Here is a 13,314-nt window from a genome sequence, read left to right as displayed (position 1 = left end):
AACAAACCTATGCATGCCTGGCCAGTCGTCTGGCCAAGGTGACCTCATCAGCGATGTCAGGAGTTCCAGTGAGCGACTTCAACCAACCCCTCGGCGGCAACGAAATGCCTCGCTTCGGCGGTCCAGCCACCATGATGCGCCTGCCTACTCAGGATAGCGCCCAGGGGCTCGATGCCGCCTTCATCGGCATTCCCATGGACATCGGTACGTCCAACCGTCCCGGCACTCGCCTGGGGCCGCGCCAGATTCGCGACGAGTCGCGCATGCTGCGTCCCTACAACATGGCAACGGGGGCCGCGCCCTTCGACAGCCTGCAGGTGGCAGATATCGGCGACGTGCCGATCAACACCTTCAACCTGCCGAAGAACCTGGACATCATCTCCGGTTTCTATGACCAGGTACTGGCCCATGACTGTGTGCCGCTCACCCTGGGCGGCGATCACACGCTGACCTGGCCGATCCTGCGCGCCATCGCCAAGAAGCACGGCCCCGTTGGCCTGATCCACATCGATGCCCACGCTGACGTCAACGAGCACATGTTCGGTGAAGAAGTCGCTCACGGCTGTCCGTTCCGCCGGGCTCAGGAAGAAGGCCTGCTGGACGCCAACCGTGTGGTGCAGATCGGCCTGCGTGGCACCGGCTATGCCGCTGAAGACTTCGACTGGTGCCGCCAGCAAGGCTTCCGCGTGGTGCAGGCCGAGCAGTGCTGGCACAAGTCGCTGGAGCCCCTGATGGCTGAGGTTCGCGAGCAGATGGGCGATGGCCCGGTCTACATCTCGTTCGACATCGACGGCCTTGACCCCTCCGTCGCACCGGGCACCGGCACCGTCGAAATGGGCGGTCTGACCTCGGCCCAGGGCCTGGAAATCGTGCGCGGCGCCAAAGGACTCAACATTGTGGGTGGTGATCTGGTGGAAGTCTCCCCGCCCTACGACCCCAGCGGCAACACCGCGCTGATGGGGGCCACCCTGCTGTATGAAATGCTGTGCGTGCTGCCCGGCGTCAAGCGCCGTGACTGACCGTTGACAGGGCCAGGGAGAGGCCCTGGTTCGTCCCTATGAGGCGCTCCTTAAGGAGCGCCGAACACTACAACATCAAAGAGTGACCCTCCCATGTCTTCCCATCTGCACTCTGCCGACAAGATCACCACCCAAGGGGGCAAGCTAAGCACCCACGGTCTGCTCAAGTTCCTGATCCCGTCTGTGATCGGCATCCTGCTGTTCCTGGTACCTTTCTCCGTAGGCGACACCATCAATATCGGCATGGGCTTGGCCGCCGACTGGCTCAAGGCCACGCTTGGCGATGCGCTGCCGGCCATTGCCACGGTGGTACTCACGCTATCGCTGGTGCTGACGCTGCTGGTCAAGCTGACCAAGCCCGGCTGGGCTAGCCAAGGTGCCCTGAAAGAGCTGTTCGACATCGCGCCGCTGTGGGTCGTCATGCGCGCGCTGGGCGCCCTTTTTGCCTTGATGACCTACTTCCAGGTCGGGCCCGAGATGATCACCGCCTCCTTCACTGGCGGAGTGATGCTCAACGACCTTGCGCCGGTGCTGCTGACCTTCTTCTTCTTCGCCGCCATCCTGCTGCCTTTCCTGGTCGACTTCGGTTTCATGGAGTTCATTGGCTCCATGGTGCGCACCCCGTTCCGCAAGATCTTTGGCCTGCCCGGCCGCAGCGCCATCGATGCCACGGCGTCCTGGATGGGCTCCGGCACCGTAGGCGTGCTGATCACCACTCAGCAGTATGAGCAGGGCTACTACAACGCTCGCGAAGCCTCTGCCATCGCCACCAACTTCTCCATCGTCTCCATCGCCTTTGCGCTGCTGGTGACCAGCTTCATCGGCATCAATCACCTGTTCATTCCCTTCTACCTGACCGTGGTCGTGGCAGGTCTGGTGGCCGCAGTCATCATCCCTCGCCTGCCGCCGCTGTCGCGCAAGGCGAATACCTACTACGAGCCCGTGGGCTGCCAGATTCAGGAAGAGAACACCAGTAACCAGAGCCTCTTGCGCTACAGCCTGGGCATTGCCGTCGCCCGCGCCGAAACCGCTCCGGGACCGGCCAAGCTTGCCCGCCTGGCACTGTTCAACGTGGCCGATATCTTCTTCGGTCTGCTGCCGCTGGTCATCGCCATCGGCACCGTCGCGCTGGTGCTGGCGGAATTCACGCCGCTGTTTACCTGGCTGTCCATGCCGATGGTGCCGGTGCTGGAGTGGATGGGTCTGCCGGAAGCCGAGGCTGCGGCTCCCGCCACCCTGGTCGGCTTCGCCGACATGTTCCTGCCGGCGGTACTGGCCAGCGATATCGAAAGCGAGCTGACGCGTTTTGTCATCGCCTGTCTGTCGCTGACTCAGTTGATCTACATGTCGGAAATCGGCGCGCTGCTGCTCAAATCCAAGATCCCCCTCAAGCTGTGGGAGCTGGTCGTGATCTTCCTGCTGCGCACCGCCATCACGCTGCCGATCATCGTCGTCATGGCCCACTGGCTGGTGGGCTGACAGGGGAGAAAACCCGAGATGACTTCCAACGACTCACAGGCCGCCGGCAAGGCGGCCTTCACCCGCATCGATGAAAGCACTGCTGAGGACTGGGCGCTGATCGCCGCCCACGACGCTGACTACCTGGCGGGGCTTCCCGACACCATCCTGACGACCCTTGCCCGCCTGGGCGAGGGTCACCAGCCCTACCAGATCAGCCGGCTCGATCACTGTCTGCAGAGCGCAACCCGCGCTGAGCGAGCCGGTGCCGATGAAGAAATGATTGTCGCTGCCCTGCTGCATGATATCGGCGACGAACTGGCGCTGTTCGACCACGCCGCCTATGCGGCCTCGATCCTGCGCCCTTTCGTCAGCGAGAAGACCCACTGGATCATCCAGCACCACGATGTCTTCCAGGGCCACTACTACTGGGACAAGGTCGGTGGCGACAAGGACGCCAGGGAGCGCTTCCGCGGTCACCCCTGGTTCGCCGACTGCGAGGCGTTCTGCCGGGACTGGGATTGTCCTTCGTTCGACCCGGACTATGACACGCTGCCGCTATCGCACTTCGAGCCCATGGTTCGGCGGATCTTTGCCCGGGTGCCCTACTCGCTGGCCCCGGACCCCGCCCTCACTCCCCCCATGTCCCAAGGAAGCACCGTATGACCTGCGCTGAACTGCTGATTCGCCTGCTGCGCGATACCTACGACGTGGACACCGTCTTCGGTATCCCCGGCGTCCACACCATCGAACTCTATCGCGGTCTGGAAGGCGGCAACGACAGCGGCGTTCGCCACGTCACGCCGCGCCACGAGCAGGGTGCCGGCTTTATGGCGGATGGTTACGCACGCTCCACCGGCAAGCCCGGCGTGTGCTTCATCATCACCGGTCCCGGCATGACCAACATCGCGACCGCCATGGGACAGGCGCTGGCAGACTCGGTGCCGATGCTGGTGATTTCCAGCGTCAATCGCCGTGACACCCTGGGCCGCGGCCAGGGGCGCCTGCATGAGCTGCCTGGCCAGCGCGAACTGATCGCTGGCGTCTCGCGCTTCAGCCACACGGTGCTCGATCCCGACAGCCTTGAGGAAACCCTGGCGCGCGCCTTTGCGGTGTTCGACGGTGCTCGCCCGGGCCCCGTCCATATCGAAATTCCCATCGACCTGTTCAATGCGCCGGTCACTGCCCCTGGCAGCACCACTCGCACGATCATCAGCAAGGCAGCCCCGGCCAGCGATGCGCTGGACCAGGCCGAAGCCTGGTTAAGCGAGGCACGCCAGCCGCTGGTCCTGCTCGGTGGAGGCTGTGTCGATGCCCCCGAGGCGGCCCGTCAGCTGGTCGACGCGCTGGATGCCCCCACCGTCACTACCATCAATGCCAAGGGCCTGCTCGGTCGTGACCATCCCCTCGACCTCGGCGCCAATGCCTCGTTGCCCGCCGTGCGGCAACTGGCAAGAGACGCCGATGTGGTGCTGGCGATTGGCACAGAGCTGGGTGAGACGGACTACGATGTGGTGTTCGATGATGGCTTCGAGCTGGGTGGCCGCCTGATCCGCATCGATCTCGACCCGCAACAGCTCGCCCGCAATCAGCATGCTGACCTGGCCATCGTCGCCGATGCCAGCGAGAGTCTGAAAGCACTGGCGCGCCGCTTTGCCAGCCGCTCGCTCAAACGCGACGGCCACACGCGTACCCGTGCCGCCCTGGAAGCGCTGTCCCTCGCCTCGGATCCGGCCTTCCGCGCCTACGTGCCGCTGTTCGACACCCTGGGCGACAACCTTCCTGGCGCCATTCTGGTCGGGGACTCCTGCGCCACCACCTATGCGGCCAACCATCTGGTCAGCCAGGATGCGCCGCGCCGCTTCTTCAATGCCTCCACCGGCTACGGCACCCTCGGCTATGGCCTGCCCGCCGCCATGGGCGCTTGCCTCGGCCAGCCGTCGCTGCCCGTGGTGGCGCTCGTCGGCGACGGCGGCATCATGTTCACCCTGTCCGAGCTTGCTTGTGCCGTCGAAGAGCGCCTGCCGGTGATCGTGCTGCTGTGGCATAACCAGGGCTACGAAGAAATCCGCCGTTTCATGGATAACGCTGGCGTCACCCGCCTGGGCGTCGATATCCAGGCACCGGACTTCCAGACCCTGGCCGCTGGCTTCGGCTGCGCCGCCACCCGAGTCGGGAACCCCGCGGGGCTGGCGCGCGCTCTTGAGCATCGTCCCGAGGATGGGCCGATGTTGATCGAGATCGATGCAGCAGCCTGGAACGATGCATTGGGCGAACACTGATGTCCCGCGCCCCCGTCGACACGTCTGGGTCGACGGGGGCTATTGGCTCCCTGCCTGCCCCCCTGGCGGGCCACCCCCTAGACGCTGTTCGGGCAACTGGGCAATCACCCGTCGTCTGCCACCGACCAGCCCTTGCACGGGTCGCACTACCCGGTGGCTGCCAAGGTAGTCACCACCATAATCACAACCATAAAGGACTCTTCGATGAATGCGCTGAAGCGGCTGATTGGCCACGACACCCTGGACGAACACCAGCACAAGAGCATGGGGGCCACGGCCACCTTCGCCCTGTGGCTCGGTGCCAACGTGGTGGTGACGACGATCCTCACCGGCATGCTGCTGGTCCCCGACCTGCGTTTTCCGGTGGCCATGACCTGGGTCCTGATCGGCTCGCTGATCGGTGCCATACCGCTGCTGCTGGTGGGCCTGATGGGCCAACGGACAGGGCTTCCTTCCATGGCTCTGAGCCGTCGCGCCTACGGGCCTACCGGTTCAAAGATCATCAGCCTGGTGAACATGGCGGTACTGATCGCCTGGAGCTGGATCCAGGCGTTGCTGGCCGGCATGAGCCTGAACTACGCCATCGAGACCACCACCGGCTACTCCAACCTGCCGTTGATGACCGTACTGTGCGAGACCATCGTGGTGTTGATCGTGTTGCGCGGCCACCTGGGTATCGAGCGTATCGAGCGCTGGGCAGCGCTGGCCATGATGGTACTGGCCGCCGGCGTGGTGTATCAGCTCAACCGGCACTATGACGTCGGCGCGCTGTTCGAGATGCCCGTCGAATCCCGCAACGGTATTACCCTCGGCATTGCCTTCGATATCGTGGTGGCGACGGCGTTCTCCTGGATTTCGACCTCTGCCGACTACAACCGCAACTGCAAGAGCGGGCGGATTGCCGTACTTGGCACCTATGGTGGCTATGTCTGCGCGTCGATGATTGCCATGGGACTGGGCGCTGCCGTGTCAGGCCTGTCTGTGCTCGGCGGCATGGAGCAGACCTATGACCCCACTCGCCTGCTATCCGGCTTCGGCTTTGGTCTGCCTGCCGCGCTGGTGATCTTCTTCTCGGTGATGACCACCAACGTCATGGCGGTCTACAGCGCCACCCTGTCCTGCATGAACGTCTCTCCCGGCATGGCATTCTGGAAGCCGGCGCTGGTCATCGGCGTGGTCACCGTGTTCGGCGCCTTGATTCCCGGCATCCTCGATCAATTCCAGAACTTCCTGCTGCTGATCGGCGCCTTGTTCATTCCCGCCTTCTCGGTAATGATCGTCGACTACTACCTGGTCGGCCGTGAAGGCTACACTGCCGAGCTGCTGCGCTCGCCGCGCCAGCTCGGTCGGCCGACGGCGACCATCGCCATCTGCGCCTACCTGGCGGGTGCCCTGCTGGCGGCCTACTGGACCCTGGTCGCCCCGCTGTCGATCGGTGCCTCACTGCCGGTGTTCGTGATCACCGGTGGCCTTTACTGGCTGGGATGCGTGCTGTTCACCCGCCGACGTTTCGTTCTGCAAGGAGACTGACCCATGCGCCTGATGCTGGCCCAGACGGATCCTGTTACCGGCGATATCGCAGCCAACCTGAGTGCCCTGGAGGGCCTGTGCCGACAAGCCGAAGCCGCCGGTGCCAACCTCCTGGCATTACCGGAACTGGCACTCACCGGCTACAACGTATTTGACCGTCTCGATGAGCTGGCCGACGAGGGAGCGCTGGTCGATCGCGTGGCGTCGCTGGCACGTCAGTATCATCTGCATGTGCTGTTTGGCCTGGCATTGCGCCAGGCCGACGGCCGCCTCACCAATTCAGCGGTACTGCTCGATGACGAAGGCCACCAGCTTGCCTGCTACCACAAGCGCCAGCTGTGGGACCGCGAGCACCGGTACTTTGCTCCGGGTGACGAGCTCTGCGTCGTGGACACTCGCCTCGGCAAGCTGGGGCTGATGATCTGCTACGACAATGAGTTTCCGGAAATGGCGAGGGCCCTGGCCCAGGCCGGAGCAGAGGTCATTCTGTCACCGACCGCCAACATGGTCCCCAATGCAGATCGCCAGCAGCTGCAGATCAGGGCCAGAGCGATGGATAACCAGCGCTTTGTCGCCTGTATCAATCGCTCAGGCGTCGAGGACACGCTGCATTACTGTGGTAACAGCCTGGTGGCTGGCCCCGATGGGGAGGTGCTGGGCCGGCTCGGCAATGATGCCGCCGTGCTGATCGTCGACCTGGATCTCGAGCGTATCCATGAGAGTCGCGTTCACCAGGACTACCTCAAGGACCTTCGCCCGCTGCCGGGAGACCGCCAATGACGGGCTTTACCCTACCCCGGGGAAGCGCCGACCGCTGGTATCGTACTCAGCGCATGGGTGACGACATCACCCTGATCGATGAGCCCGCGATCAAACCGTTCTACCGTTGCAATATCTGGCACCTGCGAGGTCGCGAGCGTGACCTGGTCGTGGACTTCGGCCTTGGTGCCGTGCCGCTTCGCGAGAGGGTGGCATTGCTGGCCGAACGCGAGATTGTGGCGGTGGCGAGCCACACCCACTTCGACCATATCGGTGCGGCCCATGAGTTCGACTGCTGCCACGTGCACCGCGCCGAAGCCGATATCCTGGCGAGTCCCGACAACCGCCGCACCCTGGCCGATGCCTTCCTCGACGACGCCATGTTCGATGAGCTACCGCCGGCGCCCTACGCCCACAGTGGCTATCGCATTCCAACACCACCGCGTATCGAGGTGCTGGAGGACGGCGACATCCTCGACCTGGGCAACCGTCAACTCGAGGTGGTGCATACTCCCGGTCACTCACCGGGGGGCATTGCCCTGTGGGAGGCGTCCACGGGAACCCTGATCAGTGGCGATATCCTCTATGATGGCGAACTGATCGAAGACGCTTATCACAGCGACCTGGATGACTACGCCAGGAGCCTGGAACGCCTGCGCCGTCTGCCCATCCGCACGGTTCATGGTGGTCATTTTCCCAGTTTTTCCGGCGAACGTTGTCACGCGCTGATCGACGACTGGCTGCGTCGCCATTCTTGAGTTTGTGGAGCCCTTTCGTGCAACAACTGACACAACAGTTCATCAACAACACCTGGGTCGACAGTCATAGTCGCCGTCGCCTGGCCGTGACAGACCCTTACCGCCAGACCCAGATTGCCGAAATCACCGCGGGAGACGCCGCCGACGTCGATGCCGCCGTTGCCAGCGCCAGGGCGGCACTTCCGGCCTGGCAAGAGCTGGGGGGGCATCGACGGGCGGACTACCTTGAGGCCATTGCCGCGGCCCTGACGACCCGCCGGGAAGCGCTGATGCGCATCTCTTCGACCAATAATGGCAAGGTCCTGGCCGAGGCGGCCATCGACCTCGACGATGCCGTCGCCTGCTATCGCTACTACGCCACCCAGGCACGCGCTCTGGAAGACCGCCAGGGCCGTCTCGTCGACCATGCCATGGAAGGGATCGACGCGCGTCTCTACGAGGACCCGGCTGGCGTCGTGGGTCTGATCACGCCCTGGAATTTCCCGCTGGTCACCAGCGCCTGGAAGATCGCTCCCGCCTTGGCGGCGGGCTGCACCATCGTGTTCAAGCCTTCCGAAGTCACCCCGCTACCCGAAGTGGCCATCGCTGAGATCGCCGCCAACATCGAGCTTCCCGCCGGGGTACTCAACCTGTTGCTGGGTGATGGCGAGGGCATTGGTGCACCACTGTCGGCCCACCAGGGAGTCGACAAGCTGTCCTTCACCGGCAGCAACGTGGTCGGCGAAAAGGTGATGCAGGCCGCGGCCCATGGCGTGCGAGGCGTTTCTCTGGAGCTCGGCGGCAAATCGCCAATTCTGGTACTGGATGACGCCGATGTGGATGCCGCAGCCGACTGGGTCATGGCCGGGATCTACTTCAACTCGGGGCAGATCTGCTCCGCCACATCACGCCTGATCGTGCATCGGTCTCTGGCAGAGCCCCTCTATCAGGCACTGGCAAGTCGGATCGATGCCCTGACCCTCGGCGACCCACTCGTCGAAGGCACCGACATGGGACCGATGACCAGTGCCCGACAGCGTGAAGCCGTGGAGCGCTATCTTGAGATAGCCCGCGAGGAAGGCCTCACCGTCGTGCGCGATGGCCGTCACCGCGACCTGCCCGCTCAGGGCGAGTTCATCGCCCCGACCCTGTACCGGGACGTGCCGACCGACAGCCGCCTGTGGCGTGAAGAAATCTTCGGCCCAGTGCTGTGCGCGCGCAGCGTCGACAGCGAAGCCGAGGCGATCGCGCTTGCCAACGACAGCGCCTTCGGACTTGCCGCCACCGTGATCTCTGCAGATGTCGACCGCGCCAAGCGGGTTGGACGCGCGCTGCGTGCCGGCAGTATCTGGTACAACTCGGAGCAGCTGGTCATGCCCGAAGCCAGCTGGGGTGGTTTTGGCGCCAGCGGCATTGGCCGTGAACTGGGACCTTGGGGCATGTCCGGCTACCTCGAGGTCAAGCATCTGATTGGTCCCGCCGGCTGATCCCTCACCTGTAGATCCCCTCACCCATAGATCCCCACCCTCAGCCCCCCTGCTGGCGCCTGCCAGCAGGGGGCTCGCACGGCTTACACCGCAGCGTTGGCGTTTGACTCCCTCGTCGGTGATCGTGCCTCGGCGACGGGCAAGCCTGAATGACGGGCAAATATGCCAACCCGGGTAGTTTTCCAAAAGGCTTAGTTCGTAAGAGAACGCCTCTTTCGTTACACATTACCCATTGTTTAAATCATTACCACGTTATGTTGACGCCAAGGCTACACCTTCCAGCGGCAAACAATTACTGTCAACACATCATATAACGTTATTTACCTTCCCAGTCCCGAATGACTGGTGACCTTTTGACAAATAACTCGGGGCAACTTTTCTGCCCCCCTGCACTTTCGCTCCACCGTATTACCAGTGACGCCAACACCCGACACCTCTGCGGCGAGTCGTATGTAAGACCCACCCGACTTCAAGGAAGTTGACCACATGTCTACAGACCAAGAGAAGGTAACCTCGCCACAGACAACGTCTGAAACATCCCACCCACCAGTCTCCAATACCGACTCGGAGCATGGCTCAGCTATGAGCCAGCACGATTCCGAGAAAAAGACGGGATGGTGGTCCACACGTGGCCGTATCGGTCGGGTCACCTATTTTAACCGCACCACATTGGCCTCTCTGATCGTCAACGGGCCCTACATAGGCGCTGTGGCTTACGCGGTGACTACACAATCAGCAGCAGCAGAAGCAATACTAGGTACAGTACTATTGATAACGATCGTACTCTCGATACCTCTCACCGTCTTTTGGACTCTTCAAGCCAAACGCCGCATGAATGACCAGAATCGATCGGGTTGGCTGCTACTTCTCGCTCTGGTTCCATTAGTCAATCTTGCAATCTTCATCATGCTCTACTGCGTCAAGGGCTCCAGTGGTGAGAACCGGTATGGTCCAGCGCCTGAACCACCGACATCCTCCGGCATGACGCTGTTCTGGTGCTTGCTCGGCCTTATCCTTCTGCCATTTTTCGTTCCTCTCGGTGTGCTGCTTTGAGCATGGTTGGCTTCACCGCCCGTCGACTCTGCTAACGCCGAAAGCGCTGGATAAATGATGCGAGCGATGACAAGCCGGCCCCCATAGCGATAAGGCCCCGACGATAACGTCGGGGCCTTTTTGGTTTCATCGCTGCAGCAGCGCCCTGAGTCAGGCGGTGGCGGCGAGATCCGCCCCTGCCCGTCGCTTCCTCAGCCAGATCGATAGCGCCAGCACCACCAGCATGGCCCAGGGGTAAGGCGTGAAGAAGGAAGCAAACGCCGACGGCGCTGCCACACCATTCTGAACGGCAGTCGCGGCAATGACCTCCTGCCACACCGCTACCACGATGTGCCAGGGCAGCAGGAAGAACACCGTACATACCGCACAGTCCATCAGGTTGGCGGCGCGGGCGGGGGAGATACCAAACTGCTGGGCCAGACTCTTGACCAGCCCCGGCCCCACCAGCAGAAGCGCCGGAGCATTGGCCGACAGCGGTGTAGACGCCGCGATGGTCACCGCCACGATGCTGGTCTCGGCACTGGCGCGGTCCTTGACCAGCTTCTTCTTGGCGCTATCCAGCAGGCGCTCCATCAGACCGGTATCCAGGATCACCTGCGTCAGCGCGAGCACCATCAACGCAAACAGAACGGCGCCTGTCACCGACGCAATGCCATTCTCGATCAGCCCGGTGCTCTCGCCCCGCGCCTGGGGCAACGAGAACAGGTCACCAAGGCCGATGGCACCGATACCCAGGGCACACGCCATGGCCACCAGGTTGCCGATAAACATCGCCTCGACAATATGGCGGCGCTTCATCGCGAACACCACCACCGCCGCCAGCGGAATCAGCATGACCAGTCCCGAGACATGGCCGGTCGGCACCTCGGCGGTTGCGGAAGACGCCTCACCACTGGCGCCGAACAGCATGAAGATCACCATGGATATGCCTGCTGCCGACAGCGCCAATGGCAGCCGGGTACGGATCACATCGGCGATCTCGGCACCCTGGGTGTAGGAAGAGACGATGGTGGTATCCGACACCGGCGACAGGTTGTCACCGAAGGCAGCACCGGACAGGATCGCCACCGCCAGCATGGACGGGTCGGCTCCCAACATCACCCCCGCCGGGTACAGCACCGGTGACAGCCCAATGACGGTGCCGGTACTCGTCCCCGTACCGAGAGCAAATACCATGGCCATGGCGAAGGCAATCAGGGTAAAGGTGGCCCCCTCTGCACCAATGGACGCGCCTAGCCACATCAAACCATCGATCAAGCCACCCGCGGCCATCAACTTGCCGAATACACCGGCCAGCAGCCACAGCGCGATAATCGCCGTTGCGGTGGAGTTGCCCATTCCCTTGAGCAGACTGTCGCAGTAAGCGGTGCGCTGTCGACAGAGAAACAGACCGACGCCCATGGCCACCCAGGCGCAGGCCCAGAACGGCTTGGTCCCGGCACGCTCGAATACCGACAGATAGACCAGCCCCACCACCAGCAGGATTAGTGGTGCCAGGGCGCCGAGGGTGCCCCCGCGGAAGGATAAGGATGGAGTCGTAGTGGATGTTGTCATTATTAGAATCCTCAGGAAGGGTAGCGCGGTTGTCACGCTCGTGAAGAAAAAGCACTGCAGTAGGGTGAAAACCAGCGGCGCCAACTTCTACGCTGAGCCTCACCACCGCTCATCGCAGACACTCCCATGTCACCGCTTGCTGCGACTCGTTGTTCCGAATGTACCTCCGGACCGAAGATGGCCGGACTCTTCATCGTAAGGAGCCAAGAGCACAACGAAAAAACCACGAGGAGTGTCAAAGTGATGCTCCGAGACACTTTCTCAAGGTGCCCACATCAACTTGCTCGCGATGACATCCCATCACGATTGTCTCGGAGCTTCTGTGCACTCACCGGGCTGGCCAGGGGCAGACCTCAGCCCCTGTAATCTGCAAAGTCGAAGGCATCGGGATAGCCGAACAGCGCGACGGCGCCGCCGGTGTGCAGGAAGACCACGTTCTCGTCTTGCTTGAAGTGGCCCTGGCGGATCAGGTCGATCAGCCCGGCCATGCCCTTGCCGGAGTAAACCGGGTCCAGCAGGATGCCTTCGTGACGGGCCAGCAGGGTGACCGCCTCGATCATGCTGTCGGTGGGCACTCCGTAGCCCTCGCCCACGTAGTTGCAGTTGGCAACCACCTGCTCGCGGCTGACCACGCCGGAAAGGCCCAGCTTGGCCTCGGTTTTCTGGGCCAGGGCGAAGACGTTGGCCTCCTGCTTGTCCTTGGGCGCGCGCACACCGATGCCGAGCACCGGGATACCGGCGTTGCAAGCGGCCAGGCCGGTCACCAGGCCCGCCTGGGTGCCGGCGCTGCCGGTGGCATGCACCAGGTGGTCGATGCGCAGGCCCATGTCGTTGGCCTGGGCCAGCAGCTCCAGGGCGGCATTGACGTAGCCCAGGGCGCCGATCTCGTTGGAGCCGCCGCCAGGGATGATGTAAGGCCTCTTGCCCTCGCTCTTCAGGCGATCGGCCAGGCCTTCCATCTCGGCGGCCATGTCGGCACCGCCCGGGCGCTTCTCGACGCTGGCGCCGTGGAGCTGATCGAGGAAGACGTTGCCGTTGTGGTTGTAGTTGGGGTCTTCGCTGCCGGTGCGGTCTTCCAGCAGGATGTGACAGCCAAGGCCAAGCTTGCAGGCGGCGGCCACGGTCTGTCGGGCGTGGTTGGACTGGGTGGCACCCTGGGTAATGATGGTATCGGCGCCCTTTTCCAGGGCATCGGCCATCAGGAACTCGAGCTTGCGCGTCTTGTTGCCGCCGGAGGACAGGCCGGTGCAGTCGTCACGTTTGATCCAAAGGCGCGGGCCGCCCAACAGCTTACTCAGGTTGTCCATCGGCTCCAGCGGGGTGGGCATATGGCCGAGACGGACACGGGGAAAACGGGACAGGTGCATACGGGCCTCCAGGCGAGTCATTATTGGCATTGGCGTGCTCTCGTTATGACGTTCTTCCATGAAATGAC

11 protein-coding genes are annotated in these 13,314 nt (G+C 62.9%); 9 read left to right on the top strand and 2 right to left on the bottom strand.

The genetic code is table 11. The features are described 5' to 3' along the window. The first annotated feature begins 68 nt into the window (after nucleotides 1-68). The 9 genes from speB to KUV86_RS14305 all read left to right on the top strand — a co-directional run bounded on the left by speB (nucleotide 69) and on the right by KUV86_RS14305 (nucleotide 10,325). Entirely contained in the window at nucleotides 69-1,019 is a 951-nt protein-coding gene (gene speB, locus KUV86_RS14345; protein WP_224852151.1) for an agmatinase, read from the top strand. A 93-nt stretch (nucleotides 1,020-1,112) separates the two neighbouring features. Then, nucleotides 1,113-2,498, top strand: coding sequence for a YjiH family protein (locus KUV86_RS14340; protein ID WP_222485240.1), 1,386 nt, complete (start codon nucleotides 1,113-1,115; stop codon nucleotides 2,496-2,498). A gap of 18 nt (nucleotides 2,499-2,516) precedes the next feature. Next, a complete protein-coding gene (locus tag KUV86_RS14335; protein ID WP_222164094.1) occupies nucleotides 2,517-3,143 on the top strand; it encodes an HD domain-containing protein in 627 nt (208 codons plus the stop codon). After that, nucleotides 3,140-4,759 carry a 5-guanidino-2-oxopentanoate decarboxylase gene (locus tag KUV86_RS14330; RefSeq protein WP_222485238.1) on the top strand — a complete coding sequence of 540 codons (1,620 nt, stop codon included), beginning with the start codon at nucleotides 3,140-3,142 and terminating at the stop codon, nucleotides 4,757-4,759. The genes KUV86_RS14335 and KUV86_RS14330 overlap by 4 nt, the downstream gene beginning before the upstream one ends. Nucleotides 4,760-4,963: 204 nt before the next feature. Beyond that, nucleotides 4,964-6,289: a purine-cytosine permease family protein gene (locus tag KUV86_RS14325; protein WP_222164096.1), complete on the top strand. Its 1,326-nt coding sequence runs from the start codon at nucleotides 4,964-4,966 to the stop codon at nucleotides 6,287-6,289. A 3-nt stretch (nucleotides 6,290-6,292) separates the two neighbouring features. Further along, nucleotides 6,293-7,069, top strand: coding sequence for a carbon-nitrogen hydrolase family protein (locus KUV86_RS14320; RefSeq protein ID WP_222485236.1), 777 nt, complete (start codon nucleotides 6,293-6,295; stop codon nucleotides 7,067-7,069). Further along, nucleotides 7,066-7,806 carry an MBL fold metallo-hydrolase gene (locus KUV86_RS14315; protein ID WP_206944064.1) on the top strand — a complete coding sequence of 247 codons (741 nt, stop codon included), beginning with the start codon at nucleotides 7,066-7,068 and terminating at the stop codon, nucleotides 7,804-7,806. Before KUV86_RS14320 ends, KUV86_RS14315 begins: the two co-directional genes overlap by 4 nt. Before the next feature lie 17 nt (nucleotides 7,807-7,823). Continuing rightward, nucleotides 7,824-9,272, top strand: coding sequence for an aldehyde dehydrogenase family protein (locus KUV86_RS14310; protein WP_222485234.1), 1,449 nt, complete (start codon nucleotides 7,824-7,826; stop codon nucleotides 9,270-9,272). A 486-nt stretch (nucleotides 9,273-9,758) separates the two neighbouring features. Then, on the top strand, nucleotides 9,759-10,325 hold the full coding sequence (locus KUV86_RS14305) for a DUF805 domain-containing protein (RefSeq protein ID WP_222485232.1): 567 nt from the start codon (nucleotides 9,759-9,761) through the stop codon (nucleotides 10,323-10,325). Nucleotides 10,326-10,475: 150 nt separating this feature from the next. Here KUV86_RS14305 and KUV86_RS14300 read toward each other — a convergent pair whose 3' ends face one another. Together KUV86_RS14300 and KUV86_RS14295 are read right to left on the bottom strand one after the other, a co-directional pair. Further along, the gene (locus tag KUV86_RS14300) at nucleotides 10,476-11,879 is read right to left on the bottom strand and encodes a Na+/H+ antiporter NhaC family protein (RefSeq protein WP_222485230.1); all 1,404 of its coding nucleotides are present in this window, start codon (nucleotides 11,877-11,879) and stop codon (nucleotides 10,476-10,478) included. Between the two features lie 353 nt (nucleotides 11,880-12,232). Further along, nucleotides 12,233-13,246: a D-cysteine desulfhydrase gene (locus tag KUV86_RS14295; protein ID WP_222485228.1), complete on the bottom strand. Its 1,014-nt coding sequence runs from the start codon at nucleotides 13,244-13,246 to the stop codon at nucleotides 12,233-12,235. Nucleotides 13,247-13,314 lie beyond the last annotated feature (68 nt).

Source organism: Halomonas sp. DP8Y7-3, from assembly GCF_019801675.1.
GTDB lineage: Bacteria > Pseudomonadota > Gammaproteobacteria > Pseudomonadales > Halomonadaceae > Halomonas > Halomonas litopenaei_A.
This window is presented reverse-complemented; position numbering and strand designations above follow the sequence as displayed.